Raw genomic sequence first — 17,442 nt, 5'->3', positions numbered from 1 at the left:
TGACTATTTTTATTTATAAGAACTGTCAACGAAATTAGTGCTGTTTTGTGAGTTTTTTAGAGCAGCGTAGCCTTCATTGGAAATAGAAGTGGAATAAGCGGACCCAACTTTATTCAACGAATCGTCATCCTGATCATCGGAATCGTCATTAGTGCTGCTGTTACTGGCTTTTGGTGTATTGGAAGTCTTAGAAGTATTTTCACTCTTAACTTTAGCTATTTCTTCATTAATTTCTTCAATTTTCTTTTCAATCTGAGCTTCCTGAGTGGAAACGGAGGTTGAAGAGGAAGATGAGGATGTACCTGAAGCCGATGAAGTTGTTAAAGACGAGGATGAGTCAGTCTGAATGGATAGCAATTCCTGCTGATATTGGCTCTTTTGTGCTTCAAGTTGAGCAACCGAACTGGAAGATGAAGTACCCGATGATGAAGAAGACGACGCAGAATAAGATGAACTGCTCGATGCTTTTGAAATATACATGCTGCTACACTCCCTATAATTTTATTGTATACACTTATTATATCGTTTTTTTTATAAATAAAATAATAGGTGTATGCAATCATTTTATAAACAAAGTTAATAACGGCATATGATAATCAGGTATTTTTAGCCACTACTGCACCAAGCACGGCACCTATGATAGCAGCTGTGGTCACTTCACCAGTAGAATGTCCTTTATCGTTATCTTTGTGTGAAGGTGGGTTATGACGGCGTTCTTCATGTCTGGCTGAAGGATGGGAATTGTACATCGGATGTGCTTCTGCCATTGTAGTCCCCAATACAGTTATTACCATAAAAGACGAAAGAATAAAAGCAATTATTTTTTTCATTTTATTTCTCAGCATATTTATCACTCTTTCTATTAGTAAATATTTGTTTACTGTTTATGGATAAAGTATAGCATTTGCAAAAATAAAATGTGTGACATTATTGTGACATTTGAAAATAAAGAACAAAAAACGGCCTTACATAAGACCGTTTTTTTCTTTGGAAAAAAATAACTATTCTGCTGTAAAAGTGAATTCACCATTTTCAAGACCTATTTTGGCCGTGCTGCCTTCCTTGACAGATCCCTTGATTATTTCCTTACTGAGTGCGGTTTCAATTGTATGCGTCAATAAACGACGCAAGGGACGTGCACCAAATTGAGGATCAAAACCGTTTTCTGCCAGCTTGGTGAGAACATCGTCAGACCATGCTATATTGATTTTAACTTGCTTTTGTAAACGCTTATTCAATGTTTCAAGCAATATTGCAGCAATTTTTTTAACTTGGCTTTTTGCTAAACCTTTGAATACAATTATGTCATCAATTCTATTAAGAAATTCCGGACGAAAATAGTTTTTCAGCAATTCAAGTACGTCTTTTTTAGCCTTGGTGAAATCTGTTTCTTCCAGAATTTCATGAGATCCAAGATTGGATGTCATAATAATGATGGTATTTTTAAAATTTACGACACGGCCTTTTCCGTCAGTGAGACGTCCATCATCAAGTATCTGGAGGAGAATATTGAATATATCTGCATGAGCTTTTTCTATTTCATCAAGTAATATAACACTGTACGGATGGCGGCGCACGGCTTCTGTAAGCTGCCCGCCTTCATCATACCCCACATAGCCCGGAGGAGCGCCGATAAGACGTGATACAGAATGCTTTTCCATATATTCGGACATATCTATACGAATCATCGAGCGTTCATCATCAAACAACGATTCTGCCAATGTTTTGGCAAGTTCGGTCTTGCCTACACCTGTAGGGCCGAGAAAAATAAACGAGCCGATAGGCCGATCAGGATCTTTGATACCGGCACGAGCTCTTAGAATGGATTCGCTGACGGCCTTCACGGCCTCATCCTGTCCAATGACACGTTTATGCAGTTCATCTTCCAAGTGAATAAGTTTTTCTCGTTCTCCTGTCATCATTTTGGCTACAGGAATACCTGTCCAGCGGCTGACGACCTGAGCAATATCTTCTTCACTGACTTCTTCCTTGAGAAGACGAGAATCCTTGTTTTCCGCCATTGATTTTTCTTGAACTAAAAGTTCCTGCTGCAAAGAAGGCAGCTTGCCATATCTGAGTTCTGATGCTTTTTGCAGATCACCGTCACGTTCGGCTTTAGCCATTTCATTCTTTATATTGTCAATTTCCTGTTTTATACCGCGGGTGCGCGTGATTAGCTGCTTTTCGTGTTCCCACTGTTTTTTCCAGCCTGTTTCTTCATTTTCAGTAGCCTTTATTTCTTCGGTAAGCTTTTGCAGACGTTCCCTTGAAGGTTCATCCGTTTCCTTGGTTAAGGCCTGTTCTTCTATTTTTAACTGCAATATTTTTCTGCGTATTTCATCAAGCGGAGCAGGCATGGATTCAATTTCAGTACGAAGTTTTGCAGCTGCTTCATCTACCAGATCGATTGCCTTATCGGGCAAAAATCTGTCAGATATATAGCGATCGGAAAGAACTGCCGCAGAGATAAGAGCATTGTCACGTATTCTTACACCGTGATGGACTTCGTAACGTTCCTTCAAGCCGCGCAGGATGGAAATAGTATCTTCAACATTTGGTTCGCCTACCATTACAGGCTGAAAACGCCGTTCCAAAGCGGTATCTTTTTCGATATATTTTCGATATTCATTTAATGTAGTCGCCCCGATGCAGCGCAGTTCACCGCGAGCCAGCATTGGTTTTAAGATATTGCCGGCATCCATAGCACCTTCGGCAGCACCGGCACCGACAACAGTATGCACTTCATCGATGAAAAGAAGAATTTGTCCGTCTGATTTAGCAATTTCATTTAAAACTGCCTTCAGGCGTTCTTCAAATTCGCCGCGGAATTTCGCTCCGGCTACCAAAGAGCCAAGATCCAGCGAATATAATTTCTTATTTTTTAGAGATTCGGGAACATCACCGCCGACTATGCGTCTGGCCAGTCCTTCGACAATGGCCGTTTTGCCCACCCCAGGTTCACCGATGAGAACAGGATTATTTTTTGTGCGGCGTGAGAGAATTTCTATAGTGCGGCGAATTTCTTCATCTCTTCCTATCACAGGGTCCAGCTTGCCGCGGCGTGCCGCATCAGTCAGATCACGGCCATATTTTTCCAAGGATTTATATTCGCTCTCAGGATTGTCGGAGTTAACATTGTTTTTTCTGTTGGTTTTAACTATAGCTTGTATTTTTGATTTACTGAGACCAAAATCTTTGCATAGCTTTTGGCAGCTTTCATCCGCGGCATCTATAATTGCCAAAAGCAAATGTTCAGTACTGATATATTCATCCTTCATATTGTCAGCAATTTGACGTGCTCTTCCTAAAACCCGGGACAGTTCCACACTCATGGAAAGACGATCCTGTCCTTTTACCGCAGGGATTTTGTTAAGATTTTGCTCCAGACGGACTTTCAGCATGGGTAAATCCGTTTTGCATTCATCAAATATAGTTGCAAGGAGGCCTTCGGGTTCCTTAACAAGAGATAGTAGAACGTGAGCAGACGTTATTTCCTGATGATAATGCAATGCCGCATTTTGCTGAGAACTCTGTAATGCAGTCAAAACTTTTTGTGTATATTTTTCTTCTGGCATAGTATGTACCTCCTAATTTGACAGATTACTAATTTATAATTATTGTATTGATTTTTGATTACAATGCTATTATAATAACAAAAAGTCAAAAAGTCAAATAAAAAATTAGACCTTTTGACTTTTTATAAATATTTTGATTGATTTATTGTTTCATGATTAATATTTTAAGTTAGTTGTTTTTTTATATAGATTAGATAACTAATTAGAGTGAATATCAGTGCAGCTTGTAAAATATATTAACTACTGTATAATGAAATAATCATCTTAGAAAAACGGTTTCAACTATTCTTATATAGTATGGTAAGTAATAAAATTGTTAGATGTTCTGCGGGGAGGAGATTATAGTATGTCAGAATGCAAGGGATTTACTCCTGTGGTAAACAGCCACTCAAAGCTTTTGATCCTTGGATCAATGCCCAGCATTGTTTCGTTGTCGCATAAACAGTATTATGCGCATCCACAGAATAGATTTTGGCGCCTTATGGCTAAATTACTGGGTTATGAGATTACACCTGTAAATTATGGGGAAAGGTTGAAAATGATTTTGGACAGGCATATTGCTTTATGGGATTCAATTGCATTTTGTGAAAGGGAAGGCAGTCTGGATTCAGCAATACAGAAAGAAACACCAAATGATTTTAATGAGTTTTTTCAAAGATATCGGAATATAAATATGTTGTGCTTTAACGGAGGCAAGGCATATCAGTGTTTTAAAAAATATAACAAACAAATTCTTGACAGCAATAAATACATAATTTATCTTTTGCCATCTACAAGTCCGGCTAATGCCCGTTTTAAAATGGAAATGCTGGAGGAAAAGTGGCAGATCATATTGAAGCAGTCCTAAAGTCTTTTAAAATAGAAAAACTATTAAGAATCAATATTTCTTTGCAGGGGAAATATTATTGTGAATGTGGTACCTTTGTTCAATTCGCTGCTTGCAAATATTTTCCCACTGAACAATTCAACGAGAAATTTTACCAGGGACAGTCCAATCCCGGACCCACCAATATCCTGTCTGGCACGTGATTTATCACTTCGGTAAAATCTATCGAAAATAAATGGAATATCTGTCTTGGCGATACCGACACCATTGTCTTTTATGGTAAATACAGCTTTATCTTTGTCCCGGCTGCATGCGAGAAGAAGTTTACCTTTATCAGGACTGTATTTTACGGCATTTTCGATTAAATTAATAAAAATTTGTGTAAATAGATCTGGATTCGCTTTTATTACTAAGTTTTCAGATGAAAAATTAGTTTCGAAAAACTGCCCCTTTTGTTCCAAAAATGGTGTCATGGTTTTTATTATTTTTTTCAATGCATCTGTACAATCAATATTAGTAGTAGCAACCTGTTTTTTATAATCATTGCTGTTCAATTTCGCCAATTGCAGAAGATTTTTTACCAGATATTGCATGCGGCAGCTTTCTTCATAAATAATTTTCAAAAAATGCCGGGAAGTTTCTGCTTCTGTTAAGTCACTGTCCAGCAAAGTTTCACTGAAGCCCTTAATAGAGGTTAAGGGGGTAGAAAGCTCATGTGCCGCATTGGCAACAAAAATATTTTGTCTGTCTGTTATTTCCTGCATCAGTGATATGTCATGGAACACGCATACTATGCTTTGTTTTGTTTCGCTGGTGAATGGTGCAAAAAATACAATAAAAGTTTTTTCTGTGGCACCTAATTTTATCCTGAGCGTTATTTTTTTATTTTTATTTTCTTGTGCGCAAGTTTTGGCTGTGTCACTGATGACTGTGTTGCCTATAAAATTGATACTGTATGTTTTGATAATATCAGGTGTTATTTTAAACATATCCTTAGCCTGTTTATTAGCCTCTGTGATAAGACCATTCTCATTCAATAAAATAACTGCATTATCCATATTATCCAATATAAGGGATAAAGTATGGGCTTTTGCCTGCGAATCATTGATTTTGCGAAGCAGGCGGCTGGTAAGTTTATTGATAGCAGCTGCGAGAAATTCTAATTCATCTGCGGTGTTTATTCTCATACGGGTACTTAGATCCCCGTTGATTATTTTTTGCGCGTCCAGAGTCATCTGCTTTATGGGATTGGTGAAGCGGCGTGTAAGGATCATGCCTATGCTGATAGCGATGATAGTCACGGCGAAAAATATAAACAAAATATTATTGCGCATACTGTCATAGGATTTTTCAAGGGGCGTAATGCTTAAAGATGTACGGCTTACTCCCAGCAAAACACCATTATCATATACAGGAACGGCAACATAAAGTAAATTTTTTTGCAGTGTTTCACTGTGTCTTATAGATGAGCCTATGCCAGTATGCAGTGCATTTTGGATTTCCGGACGATCTTCATGATTATCCATTGATTCACTGTCATGGGACGAATCATAGACCACCTCTCCAGAGGTGTTGACCAATGTTATCCGCAGTCCTGTATCAGAGCTGATGGCTTGCAGGAGTGACATATCGGCATTATCTTTTTTTTCAAAATATATATGTGATATAGCAGCTACAGTTTTAGCCTGATTTTCTAAGGAACTGGTTTTATCCTGAATATTTATCTTATAGAAATAGTCTACCATATATATGCTGCATATCAGAAGAGGAAGAATTATCAGAACTAGTGAGTATATTGTCAGGCGTCTGCTGATACTTGATTTTAACATCGGCAAATTCCTTTCCATTTATAACGAAACAGCTTTATTGTATCACTCATGTTGAAAATGTAAAAGCCCTCAGTACATTATAATACTGAGGGTTACGTGTAGAAAAACAGACTATTTTCTAAATTTTTTTTGTCTTGCGCATACGTTCGGCTGTTTCCAAATATATGACCCATTCGGCAATATTGGTGGCATGGTCACCTATTCTTTCAAGATAACGCGATATAAAAACAAATTCCGGTACAGCGCCTGCCAATGTATGGTCGGAGATTTCTGTCAATGTTTTGGCAAAAAGAGAATCCGCATTATCATCTTCGTTGCAGACTTTTTCGGCTAAATTCACATCAGCATTTTTATAAGCCTTGATGGACATGTTGATCATTGATATGGCACAGTCAGATAACGCTTTTATATGGGATTTGTCAAAATTAAAAGGTTTTTCTAGGTTACTGGTAATTCTTGCTATATCAAAGGCATGATCACCTATACGTTCTAAATCTGTGGAAATTTTAAAAGATGTAGCGATCACTCTAAGATCATGGGCTATTGGCTGCTGTTTGGCTATAAGTAAGATGCAGGCGTCCTCTGTTTCGATAAGCAGCTGGTCAATAATATCATCATTCTCCATTACCTGTGCTGCCAATTTTTTATCGAAATTTAAAAGAGCTTTTATTGAATTTTTAGCAGCTGTTTCTGCCGCTATCCCCATTTCAACAATTTTTTCCTGTATCCTTGCAAGGTCTTCAATATAAGCTTTTCTTGTCACTTGATTTTCCATTAGCAAGATCTTCCTTTCTTAGCCGAAACGTCCGGATATGTAATCTTCAGTTTGTTTGTCGGCAGGGTTGGTAAATATTACATCTGTTATGTCGTGTTCGATTAATTTTCCGTTGAGGAAAAATGCTGTATAATCAGATACACGTGCGGCCTGCTGCATGTTATGGGTTACCATTACGATAGTGTAATTTTTTTTCAATTCGGCTACCAGTTCTTCTATCTTCATAGTGGAAATAGGATCAAGTGCGGAACACGGTTCATCCATGAGAATGACTTCCGGTTCGACCGCAAGTACGCGCGCTATACAGAGGCGCTGCTGCTGACCACCGGACATTCCCATTGCAGAATCATTGAGACGATCTTTCACTTCATCCCATAAGGCAGCGTTGCGAAGACTTTTTTCCACTATTTCGTTCAGCTGGTTTTTATTTCTTGTGCCATGAATGCGGGGACCATATGCTATATTTTCATATATGGACATAGGAAACGGATTAGGGCGCTGGAATACCATACCGACACGCTTGCGCAGATATACGATGTCTGTATCAGGGGCATATATATCGTTTCCGTCCAAAAATATATCGCCGTCAATATGTACACTGTCTATTAAATCATTCATACGGTTAAGTGTTTTCAGAAAAGTAGACTTGCCGCAGCCGGAAGGACCGATCAGAGCAACGACCTTGTTGGACGGAACATCAAGTGAGATATTAAATAAAGCCTGTTTGCTGCCGTAATATAAATTCAAATTTTTGGCCTGCATTTTATATTGCATTTTATTTCCTCCTGATACATCTTAATGACAAATATAGCATGGAAAGTAATTTTGATTGTTAGTTAAATGTTAAATTATTGTAAATAAAAGATAAAACGGCATTGACTTTTTGTTTGGTTTCTATTTATTTTACAGTCAGAATGAGGCAGCCTATTCTGTATATTGCTTCAGAAAAAATGTTTGGCTGTCGAACCGGGGAAGCTTTGCGGAAAGTTTCTCATAATTGCCGTCGGCATTAAGCTTGCGCGCTTTTACAGTGTCGCGCCACATGATGAGCATACTCTGGTAAATGGTCTCTTTCAAATCCGCATCATAGATCGGACATGCTATTTCCACGCGGTGTTCTGTATTCCTGGTCATCCAATCAGCGGAAGAAATATAAATTTTAGTATTTTCTCCGCTGCCAAAACAAAATATCCGTGAATGTTCCAAAAATCTACCTACAATATTTATGACTTTTATATTGTCTGTCTTGTCCTTTATTCCAGGCTTAATGCAGCAGATGCCGCGGATGATCATTTTTATCTTGACACCCGCCTGTGAAGCTTCTGCCAGAGCATCAATGAGTTCACGATCCGTAAGTGAATTCATTTTGAGCAATATATGAGATATTTGCCCATTTATAGCACGGTCCCGTTCTTCATGGATAAGGCGTATTAAATCTGGTTTTAGACTGTTCGGTGCAGATAAAAGGGAATTATAATTACCATGGAGATTATCTGTCCCCATATTTTGAAAAAACTGGACGGCATCAAGGCCTATATCGTCTGATGTGGTGAAAAGAGCAAGATCCGTGTAAAGGCTGGCTGTCTGAGCATTATAGTTACCGGTGCCTATCTGGGTGATGTATTCTATTTTACTGTTTTCCCGGCGCATTATGAGACATATTTTGGCATGAACCTTATAACCTTCTATGCCGTATATTACCTTGCAGCCGGCATCCTGGAGCATTTCTGCCCAGCTTATATTATTAGCTTCATCGAAGCGGGCACGCAATTCCATTAAAACGGTGACTTCTTTGCCAAGCTCAGCGGCTATTGCGAGCAGCTGTATCAGCTTGGCTTTTCTTTTTCCTATACGATAAATGGTTATCTTTATGGCGAAAACAGAATCATCATAAACGGCTTCTTTTATCAGTTTTAAAAATAAATCAAAACTTTGGTAGGGATAATTCAAAAGCAAGTCCTTATGCCGTATATATTCGATCATGCCGGTATTTTGTGGTATAGAGCATTTATTGGAAGATGTAAACGGGGGATACATAAAAAGCGCTTTTTGTTCGACTGTAAGTTTTTCAGCAAATGAGAGAAGATAAGAAAGATTTATAGGTGTACGGCAGAAAAATATTTGTTCCTTTTTTATGTTCAAATGCTCAATCAGATAATTGAGCATTGATGGAGATGTCTCTCCGTTTATTTCCATACGCACCGCAGCAAGTTTTCCGCGCTTCTTTAAGCTTTTGCGCATGTGCTGCAAGTAATCTTCACCGAGCTCAAATTCCTCGTCATCGAGACTTATATCTGCATTGCGAGTCACGCTGATAATTGCTTTTTTTTCAACGTCATAAAGATTGAATATTTTTTCAGCGTAATGAAGGACAATATCTTCCAATAATATATATTTTGTTTTCCTGCCCGGCAGGTAAAGCAGCTTGGGAAGATTTTGAGGAATAGGAATGATCCCCAGGATATTATTTTTCTTTTCCTTTAAAGAGACGGCGATGTAAAGAGCTTTATTTATCAAATGAGGGAATGGGTGGCGTACATTTATTACCAGTGGCGACAGGAGAGGAAATATTTGTGTTTGAAAATAGTCTTTTACAAAGGACTGTTCAGTTTTGCCGAGTCTGCCGGATTTTTTACGCTGTATGCCGGCAGCATTACAGGCGCGTTCTAGTTTTGCAGAAAGTACAGCCCTTTTTTTATATAAAACCTTTGTGGCTGCAAATATCTTCTCCAGCTGCTGACTTGGTGTCAAAAAACTTTTATTGTCAAATTTTAATGTATTTTCAAGTGAGAGATCATAAAGGCTGCCGACACGTATCATATAAAATTCATCCAGATTGCTATTAAAAATAGCTAAAAATTTCAAACGCTCATAAAGGGGAACTGTTTCGTCCTCAGCCTCTTCCAAAACACGTTCATTAAATTTGAGCCAAGATAATTCACGATTTTGAGTATATACAGGATTAATTTTTTTTATCATTTTGCTACACCTCAATATCATCGAATTCTTTTAATATCATTTTTGTTAAATAGCCTTCACGGACACCGGCCCGGCTTATAAGAATCGATTTTGCATTGAAACGAGTGATCAGGGTTTCCAATATGATCATACCCGGTAAAATAGTGCGGATGCGATCAGGAACAATATCAAGCAGTGTATCCAGCGTGCGGCGGTCAATATGGGTTTTACTTTTTTTGCTTAAAAACGGTTTTATTATTCCGTTTATATATTCCGCGCGCATATTTCTATTTTGCAGGCTCAGACCAAAAAGAGAATTGTACACATCCTTAGTAGATCTGATAGTTCCGCCTACACCGCAAATATCGGGATAATCCGGAGCAAAGCTTTGAGCTTCCTGTTTGTCCAGAAGCTGTAAAACTTTCCCTCGAATCTTTTTCTGCTCATCCTTATTAGGGAAGAAATGCATAACATATTTGCGATAAGCACTCAGTGAACCTATAGGCAGACTGATTGCCTGTTTTATTTTCATTTCTTCATAGGCTACCAGCTCTGTACTCGCACCGCCTATGTCGATCAAAAGGCCGCTGGTGAGACTGACAGTTCTTGCGGCACCGATGAAATCCAAGGTAGCTTCTGTCTTTCCGCTGATAACATTTATTTTTAAGCCTGTTCTGTCTTCTATTTCCTTTACGGCATATTCACTGTTGGAAATATTTCTCAGAGCTGCAGTGGCAAACGCATGGATTTCTTCTATATTCAGATCACCGGCTATTTTTTTAAATATCAATAAGATGTGGCATGCTTTATCTATGCCGGCAGCGCTCATCATATTATCATTGACGTAAGAAGCCAGCGCTGCCATTTCTTTTTTATTGAGGAGAACCGTATATGAACCGTTCTCTATCTTGTAAATTACAAGCCGGATGGTATTGGAACCGATATCTATTACTGCATACATTAAAGATCGCCTCACTGTTTTCAAAATAGGGGAAAATTATTTTTTTAGATAATGAAAAAATTATTTTGTAAAACGATAACCGACACCGCGCACCGTTTTTATTCCGTCACTTATTGATGGTTCGGATTGCAGCTTTGCCCGCAGATGACGGACATGTACATCCACTGTTCTTGTGTCACCGTAATATTCATACCCCCAGACCTTTTCCAGAAGTTCATCGCGTGAAAATGCTTTGCCTTCATTTGTGACAAATAATTTCAGCAGATCATATTCCTTGGGTGTAAGCATAAGCTGCTCATTGTTGAGAGAAGCAGTATAAGCATTGAAATTGATTTTTAAAGGCCCGATAATTAGTTCACCCTCCGGCTGGTCTTTTGTGCTGCGTCTCAGGACAGCTTTGACGCGTGCAATCAGTTCACGCATGCCAAATGGTTTTGTTGTGTAATCGTCCGCACCAAGTTCGAGTCCAAGTACCTTATCTATTTCTTCATCTTTGGCAGTTATCATGATTATAGGAATTTTTGATGTTGCCTTATTCTGTTTAAGACGCCGGCACACTTCAAAACCGTCTATCTGCGGCAGCATAATATCCAGCAGGATCAATGAAAGGTCCTTTTCCGATTGGGCAAGTTCCACGGCGGTCAAACCATTATCGGCGGTAACAGTGTCATAACCATTCTTTTTTAGATTAAAAACCAGTAACTCACGAATAGGTGCTTCATCATCAACGACTAAAATCTTCATTTAAACTCTCCATTATCATTGAATTTGTGTTGAACTTACATAATACCTTCGCTAAATTTTACCGATATCCTATTGAGAAATATAATTTCCGTCAACACTTAACAAAACCTTAACAAATACGTAACAAGCTGGCGCGAAGGATACGATAGAATGAACATAAAGCACGGAAGATGTATGCGTGGCGGATATATGCTGCAGCTGAAATCTTACATAAAATTTATTTTGGAGGTTTTAAAATGCTTTTTAGCGGAAAGAAAAAATTGTTGGCTGTTCTTGGAACTATGGTGGTAAGTACGATGCTGTTTGCAGGCTGCGGCAGCAGTGACAACAGCGCGGCTTCTTCAGGCAGCGGTGATAAAACTGCTCTTGAAGGCAAGGTATCAGCTTCAGGTTCTACGGCATTGCTGCCAATGTTGAAACCTGCGCAGGAAGCTTTTGAAAAAGAACACGAAAAAGTTACTATAAATATTGCAGGCGGTGGATCGTTCACCGGCATGAATCAGGTATCTGAAGGTGCAGTTGATATAGGTAATTCAGACGTTGATCTGCCAGATGAATATAAGGATAAAGGTCTTGTCGATCATAAAGTTGCTGTCGCACCTTTTGTATTGATAACCAGTACGGACAATAAAGTTTCGAATCTGACTATGCAGCAGGCAACAGATATATTTACTGGGAAAATCACCAATTGGAAAGAAGTCGGTGGAGATGACCAACCCATCACTATTATTCATCGTGCTAAATCTTCCGGTTCCCGCGCTATTATCACCGCTACTATCCTCAAGGGACAGGAATTTACTGATAATGCGTCAATTCAGGATTCAAACGGTGCTGTATTAAAAGGCGTGGCGACAACTCCCGGATCTATCGGTTATGTGGATGGGGCTTATGCTGATAAAAGTGTAAAAACATTTTCTCTTGATGGAGTAGCTTTCTCTGCACAGGCAGTTATTGACGGTAAATATCCTGTTTACGGTTATGAACACATGTACACTAAAGGTGAACCTAAAGGTGCGGTAAAAGCATTCATTGATTATGTAATGGGTGATGAATTCCAAAATTCACAGGTTGAAAAATTAGGATTTATTCCAGTCAATAAAATGAAAAAGTAATTTACAAAGGTAAAAAATATGGAAAAAGATTTCAATCATCAACGAAAATTAGTATATGATCGATATGTGCGGTATTTGTTTATCGCTTGTGCGGCATTGATGACCATAATAATTTTTTCCATTATATTTTTTGTCGGTAAGCAGGGGTTGATGACGTTTCAGGACGTCAGCCCTGCTGAATTTTTTTTCACCGATAAATGGAACCCCGGTATGCATAAATATGGGGCTTTAAGTTTTATATTGGGATCTGTAGCCGTGACATTGCTGGCGATAATTATAGGTACTCCCATAGGCCTTTTGGGTGCCGTGTTTATGTCCAAAATAGCACCAAAAAAACTTCGTGATCTGATGCGTCCGGCAGTGGATCTTTATGTGGCTATTCCTTCTGTGGTATATGGTTATATAGGGTTAACTGTCATGATACCATTCATACGGATCGTATTTAACGTAAGTATGGGATATGGTATTTTTGTCACATCGCTCATACTGTCCATAATGATTCTGCCGACGATAATCAGTATCAGTGAAGATGCGCTCAATGGTGTACCTAAACCTCTTGAGGAAGCATCACTGGCATTGGGTGCCACATATTGGCAGACCTTATACAAAGTCATTATACCGTCGGCTGCACCGGGGATATTGACCGCCATAGTTTTGGCAATGGCAAGAGCTGTTGGGGAAACGATGGCGGTGCAAATGGTCATAGGCAACACACCGCTGCTGCCTACATCTTTATTTTCACCGACGGCAACGCTGACAAGTGATATAGTCATAGAAATGGGCAATACACCCTTCGGGTCAGCATGGGGGAATGCATTATTCTTAATGGCGCTGGTCCTGCTGGTGGTATCGCTGCTGATGATACTGCTCATAAAACGAATAGGCGCCCGGAGGTATGCATAATGAATGCTAAACTTGTGAACAAAATAGCCATATGTATTTTATGGTTTACCGGTTTTTTTATTTTGCTTCTGCTGTGTGTATTTCTTGGTTATATTTTGTATAAGGGTCTTCCGGTGCTTTCCTTTGATTTTATTTTTAATAAATCAAGTGATATCACTGCAGGCGGAGGAGTCGGCGGGCAATTATTCAATTCGTTTTATCTGTTGTTTTTATCGCTCGGAATATCTGTACCGATCGCACTCGGCGCGGGAATATATCTGGCAGAATATGCAAAAGATAATATTCTCACAAAAATTATCAGACTCAGTATAGAAAGTTTGGCAACTGTGCCGTCTATCGTTCTGGGGTTGTTTGGTATGATCATATTTGTAAATATGATGGGATTGGGATTCAGCATATTAAGCGGTACACTCACGTTAGTTCTTTTGAATCTGCCTCTTTTAGTGCGAGTTACAGAAGAATCTATTAAATTGGTGCCTAAGTCATATAGAGAAGCAAGCCTGGCAATGGGAGCAACTAAATGGCAGACTATTTACAAGGTCGTTTTACCGTCGTCGCTGGCCGGGATAATAACGGGAATTATCCTGACGGCAGGCCGTGCTTTGGGTGAAACAGCCATTTTGATTTTTACTGCAGGCACGACGGTATCAAGACATATGTTTGATACTGATGTCACGGCAGCAGGAGAAACTCTGGCTGTGCATATGTGGTATCTGATGTCAGTGGGTTTGGTTCCGGATAGAGAGCTTATTGCTGACGGGATAGGTGCGCTGCTCATAATAGTCATTTTGCTTTTTAATTTGATATTGACTATTCCGCTTAGGATCATCCAGAAGCGTATGGGGATCATAAGTAAATAGAGTACAAAAAGACTGCCAATGAAATTTTTTCTTCATTGGCAGTCTTTTTATTTTTGGAATAATCGCTATTTAGCTCTAGCTCTTTTTATCCGGTACAGAAATATTATATATTGTTAAAATTTTTGAAGCATTGTCCTTGTAATATTTTCCAATTCTTCCTTGGCAGGAATATTTTTTATACTCATTTTATCCAGACAAATGGTAAAACCGGAACTTTTCAGTTCATCCTCAACCTGACCTATACTTTGCCCACCCCAGCCATAAGAACCAAAAGCAAAGGCAAGTCTGTTATGTTCTTTTGGCGACAGCCCTTTCAGGTAGCAGAGAAAAGCCGCAACTGTAGGCATCATATTATTATTCAGAGTGGGTGAACCGACAGCCAGATATTTTTTTGTGAGAACTTCAGTAACTATATCTGATATATGACTTTCCTTTAAGTCGTACATGCAGACAGGAATATTTCTGCACGAAAATGCATCAGTAATTGTCCGGGCCATGGTTTCGGTAGAATGCCACATGCTGTCATAAACTACTACAGCTTCTTCATTGGTTTCCCCTTCTGCCCATTTGCTGTAATTGTCTATGATTTCCTGTATATGTTTTCTCCAGATTATTCCATGACCCGTGGCTATCATTTCAACACTCAAATCTTTTAAGGCAGAAAGAGCGATTTTGGCCTGACGCCCATACAACATCAATATGTTGGCATAATATTTTTTCGCTTCATACATAAGTACACCAAAATCCACCTGATCGTCAAAACGTTCAGTAGCGGCAAAGTGCTGACCAAAACCGTCGTTGGAAAAAAGTATTTTCTCTTCCGGGCAGTAGGTGAACATGCTGTCAGGCCAGTGAAGCATAGGAACAGGAATAAAATTTAAAGTCCTTGAGCCGATATTTAAGGAGTCACCGGCCTTTACGCCTTTGTAATTCAGATCGCCATAGAATTTGGGAATATTTTTTAAGCCGTTTGGAATGCATGTGAAAATTTGTGCATTGGGGCATTTTTCCATTATCGCAGGAATAGATCCTGAATGATCCTGTTCAAGATGGTTGCAAATAATATAATCAATCTTTGATGGGTCGATTACAGAAGATATACGTTCTAAGATTTCATCCTTAAAGCTTATTTTTGCCGTATCAATGAGTGTAATTTTCTCATCAATGATCAAATAAGCATTATAAGAAGATCCTCTGCCTGTCCGATATCCATGAAAATTGCGCAAGTTCCAATCAATAACACCAACCCAATAGATTCCTTTTTTTATCTCAACTGCCTGCATAATAGTCCCTGCCTTTCTAAAAATAATCTACCATTATTATATCACTGGTAAAAAATAGACACAATTAATATTAACCGTATTTGTGCAGACACAGAAATAATATTTATGTGTCTGTATGCTCTATGAAATAACGGAAAACAGTTATAATATGGCTTATAGATCGTATACATCGGGTATGCTTCTGAAAAGCTCCATTTCCTTTGCGGTCACGGTTACTTTGTCTTCATCGTTATCTTCAGTGATCTGTGCGAGTACATTGCTCCAATTTTCATTTATCGTATGTCCCATTATTGCCTTGCCGTTATCATCAAGGTGCAGTCCGTCAAGAGCAAATTCTGTAGGCAGAATTTCCGGTGGGACAGGGAATTCTGCAGCGGTATCAATATGAACACGTGTACGGATATAATTGTTTACTTTGTTAAATTCATACGGCCAGTTTGATGATGTGCTTTCCGTAAAAATTTTATTTATATTATGCGGGTTTATCGTAGGCAATGTCAGCAATATAGGCTGAATGTCATTTTCCTGACATTTCTGCTGAAGGATTTTCAGGCCGATTATTATTTTATCGGCGGAAACACCGGCACGCAGGCTGTTGCTCGCTCCCATAATGATCAAATATCTGGGGGCAAAAGGGAGAACATCTTTATCAAAACGATTTACCATCATTTCTATAGTGTCGCCGCTTTCCGACAAATTTATTGAGGGAAAATTAAGATAGGAAGAATAGCTGAATTCAAAATCAGCGGGGCTGTAAGAAAGATGTCCGCCGCCGTGGCTTATGCTGTCACCAAAAATGCCTACCTGATAATCAGCGGAGGGTTCATTACTGAATCGTTCTGCATTTGAATATACTCCTATCGGCCGGCCATCGCTGTCAATACCGCGAACCCGCCAATAATAGGTACCTATACGCGAATGAGGATCGTAATACTCGCAGGAAAAGTCTATAGTGCTGGAAAAGATGCGATACATTGAAGGCTCTGTTCCATTAGGATTTTCCGGGGGAGCCGATAAGACCTCTACTTCAAATTTAACAGCACCTGCGTTGGGAATCCATTGATAAACAGGATATAAAAGAACGGACCCGTTGCCATGATTATAATTGGTGTTGGTAACCGGTGAATTGATTTCTGACGGATGACCGTCAGTATAAAGCAATTCCAATGCCGAAAAATTTGTCACAGGCTTGTTGTCAAAATCCATTGCCCGTACCCGCCAATATAGGTTTTTATGACAGCCTTCCGTGATTTCCGCGATTGGAAGATTGAAGGCATTTACAAATACCTGGTTTGTAAAATAGATATGTTCTGCCGAAACAGAATTTGTACTTAATCTATCAGGAATTTTATCAAAAACTTCAAGCTCATAGTAAACAGCCTTGGTGTTTTCGTTCCAGCGCAGCAGCGGGGCTGCTGAAGCAGGGTTTTCTTCAGTGTAATGTGTAGTTATTTCAAGAGCGGGATAAAGCTGCTTATAACTGTACGCATCTCCCGATAAAATAAAGATATTGATCAAAACTATGAGGATAATAGTATATTTCACAGGGCATTTCCTTTCCAATACGGACTGCCTAATATGAACGGATGATATATTCGGCTGTCCGTACCGGATAT

15 protein-coding genes are annotated in these 17,442 nt (G+C 39.0%); 4 read left to right on the top strand and 11 right to left on the bottom strand.

The genetic code is table 11. The annotated features are described in order from the left end of the window. Window positions 1-9 precede the first annotated feature (9 nt). From NXG61_RS12155 to clpB, 3 genes are all read right to left on the bottom strand, one after another. Window positions 10-480 carry a hypothetical protein gene (locus NXG61_RS12155; RefSeq protein WP_307222721.1) on the bottom strand — a complete coding sequence of 157 codons (471 nt, stop codon included), beginning with the start codon at window positions 478-480 and terminating at the stop codon, window positions 10-12. A 116-nt stretch (window positions 481-596) separates the two neighbouring features. After that, the gene (locus NXG61_RS12150) at window positions 597-845 is read right to left on the bottom strand and encodes a hypothetical protein (protein ID WP_432748943.1); all 249 of its coding nucleotides are present in this window, start codon (window positions 843-845) and stop codon (window positions 597-599) included. Window positions 846-1,001: 156 nt separating this feature from the next. Next, window positions 1,002-3,575 carry an ATP-dependent chaperone ClpB gene (clpB, locus tag NXG61_RS12145; RefSeq protein ID WP_307222725.1) on the bottom strand — a complete coding sequence of 858 codons (2,574 nt, stop codon included), beginning with the start codon at window positions 3,573-3,575 and terminating at the stop codon, window positions 1,002-1,004. A gap of 346 nt (window positions 3,576-3,921) precedes the next feature. Between clpB and NXG61_RS12140 the strand changes: the two genes are divergently transcribed. Beyond that, window positions 3,922-4,422, top strand: a complete 501-nt coding sequence (locus NXG61_RS12140) for a DNA-deoxyinosine glycosylase (protein WP_307222727.1) — start codon at window positions 3,922-3,924, stop codon at window positions 4,420-4,422. Window positions 4,423-4,445: 23 nt separating this feature from the next. Here NXG61_RS12140 and NXG61_RS12135 read toward each other — a convergent pair whose 3' ends face one another. From NXG61_RS12135 to NXG61_RS12110, 6 genes are all read right to left on the bottom strand, one after another. Further along, window positions 4,446-6,230 (bottom strand): HAMP domain-containing sensor histidine kinase, encoded by a 1,785-nt coding sequence (locus tag NXG61_RS12135; protein WP_432748942.1) that lies wholly within the window; start codon window positions 6,228-6,230, stop codon window positions 4,446-4,448. Window positions 6,231-6,348: 118 nt separating this feature from the next. Then, window positions 6,349-7,005 (bottom strand): phosphate signaling complex protein PhoU, encoded by a 657-nt coding sequence (phoU, locus tag NXG61_RS12130; protein ID WP_196604887.1) that lies wholly within the window; start codon window positions 7,003-7,005, stop codon window positions 6,349-6,351. Window positions 7,006-7,023: 18 nt separating this feature from the next. Further along, on the bottom strand, window positions 7,024-7,779 hold the full coding sequence (gene pstB / locus NXG61_RS12125) for a phosphate ABC transporter ATP-binding protein PstB (protein WP_196604885.1): 756 nt from the start codon (window positions 7,777-7,779) through the stop codon (window positions 7,024-7,026). Between the two features lie 150 nt (window positions 7,780-7,929). Then, complete coding sequence (gene ppk1 / locus NXG61_RS12120) at window positions 7,930-9,984, bottom strand: polyphosphate kinase 1 (protein WP_307222732.1); 2,055 nt, start codon at window positions 9,982-9,984, stop codon at window positions 7,930-7,932. Window positions 9,985-9,988: 4 nt separating this feature from the next. Continuing rightward, window positions 9,989-10,924, bottom strand: a complete 936-nt coding sequence (locus tag NXG61_RS12115) for a phosphatase (RefSeq protein WP_307222734.1) — start codon at window positions 10,922-10,924, stop codon at window positions 9,989-9,991. A 60-nt stretch (window positions 10,925-10,984) separates the two neighbouring features. After that, complete coding sequence (locus NXG61_RS12110; protein WP_196604881.1) at window positions 10,985-11,668, bottom strand: response regulator transcription factor; 684 nt, start codon at window positions 11,666-11,668, stop codon at window positions 10,985-10,987. Window positions 11,669-11,904: 236 nt separating this feature from the next. On the opposite strand from NXG61_RS12110, the gene NXG61_RS12105 reads away from it, so the two are divergent. The 3 genes from NXG61_RS12105 to pstA are packed head-to-tail and all read left to right on the top strand — an operon-like array spanning window position 11,905 to window position 14,543. Beyond that, a complete protein-coding gene (locus NXG61_RS12105; RefSeq protein WP_196604879.1) occupies window positions 11,905-12,780 on the top strand; it encodes a phosphate ABC transporter substrate-binding protein in 876 nt (291 codons plus the stop codon). An 18-nt stretch (window positions 12,781-12,798) separates the two neighbouring features. Next, the gene (pstC, locus tag NXG61_RS12100; RefSeq protein WP_196604877.1) at window positions 12,799-13,683 is read left to right on the top strand and encodes a phosphate ABC transporter permease subunit PstC; all 885 of its coding nucleotides are present in this window, start codon (window positions 12,799-12,801) and stop codon (window positions 13,681-13,683) included. Continuing rightward, entirely contained in the window at window positions 13,683-14,543 is an 861-nt protein-coding gene (gene pstA / locus NXG61_RS12095; RefSeq protein ID WP_196604876.1) for a phosphate ABC transporter permease PstA, read from the top strand. Before pstC ends, pstA begins: the two co-directional genes overlap by 1 nt. Before the next feature lie 113 nt (window positions 14,544-14,656). Here the strand turns inward: pstA and NXG61_RS12090 are convergent, their stop codons facing one another. Then, on the bottom strand, window positions 14,657-15,826 hold the full coding sequence (locus NXG61_RS12090; RefSeq protein WP_307222738.1) for an FprA family A-type flavoprotein: 1,170 nt from the start codon (window positions 15,824-15,826) through the stop codon (window positions 14,657-14,659). 153 nt (window positions 15,827-15,979) lie between these two features. Beyond that, window positions 15,980-17,371 (bottom strand): SGNH/GDSL hydrolase family protein, encoded by a 1,392-nt coding sequence (locus NXG61_RS12085; protein ID WP_307222739.1) that lies wholly within the window; start codon window positions 17,369-17,371, stop codon window positions 15,980-15,982. Between the last annotated feature and the right edge of the window lie 71 nt (window positions 17,372-17,442).

The organism is Pectinatus haikarae, assembly GCF_050916305.1.
GTDB lineage: Bacteria > Bacillota > Negativicutes > Selenomonadales > Selenomonadaceae > Pectinatus > Pectinatus haikarae.
The sequence above is the reverse complement of the archived record's forward strand: the minus strand, read 5'-3'. Positions and strand labels throughout refer to the sequence as shown.

What these genes read in the sequence shown, in the direction of transcription:
- NXG61_RS12155 (WP_307222721.1), bottom strand. Translation starts at nt 480, where the DNA reads ATGTATATTTCAAAAGCATCGAGCAGTTCATCTTATTCTGCGTCGTCT.
- NXG61_RS12150 (WP_432748943.1), bottom strand. Translation starts at nt 845, where the DNA reads ATGCTGAGAAATAAAATGAAAAAAATAATTGCTTTTATTCTTTCGTCT.
- clpB (WP_307222725.1), bottom strand. Translation starts at nt 3,575, where the DNA reads ATGCCAGAAGAAAAATATACACAAAAAGTTTTGACTGCATTACAGAGT.
- NXG61_RS12140 (WP_307222727.1), top strand. Translation starts at nt 3,922, where the DNA reads ATGTCAGAATGCAAGGGATTTACTCCTGTGGTAAACAGCCACTCAAAG.
- NXG61_RS12135 (WP_432748942.1), bottom strand. Translation starts at nt 6,230, where the DNA reads ATGTTAAAATCAAGTATCAGCAGACGCCTGACAATATACTCACTAGTT.
- phoU (WP_196604887.1), bottom strand. Translation starts at nt 7,005, where the DNA reads ATGGAAAATCAAGTGACAAGAAAAGCTTATATTGAAGACCTTGCAAGG.
- pstB (WP_196604885.1), bottom strand. Translation starts at nt 7,779, where the DNA reads ATGCAATATAAAATGCAGGCCAAAAATTTGAATTTATATTACGGCAGC.
- ppk1 (WP_307222732.1), bottom strand. Translation starts at nt 9,984, where the DNA reads ATGATAAAAAAAATTAATCCTGTATATACTCAAAATCGTGAATTATCT.
- NXG61_RS12115 (WP_307222734.1), bottom strand. Translation starts at nt 10,924, where the DNA reads ATGTATGCAGTAATAGATATCGGTTCCAATACCATCCGGCTTGTAATT.
- NXG61_RS12110 (WP_196604881.1), bottom strand. Translation starts at nt 11,668, where the DNA reads ATGAAGATTTTAGTCGTTGATGATGAAGCACCTATTCGTGAGTTACTG.
- NXG61_RS12105 (WP_196604879.1), top strand. Translation starts at nt 11,905, where the DNA reads ATGCTTTTTAGCGGAAAGAAAAAATTGTTGGCTGTTCTTGGAACTATG.
- pstC (WP_196604877.1), top strand. Translation starts at nt 12,799, where the DNA reads ATGGAAAAAGATTTCAATCATCAACGAAAATTAGTATATGATCGATAT.
- pstA (WP_196604876.1), top strand. Translation starts at nt 13,683, where the DNA reads ATGAATGCTAAACTTGTGAACAAAATAGCCATATGTATTTTATGGTTT.
- NXG61_RS12090 (WP_307222738.1), bottom strand. Translation starts at nt 15,826, where the DNA reads ATGCAGGCAGTTGAGATAAAAAAAGGAATCTATTGGGTTGGTGTTATT.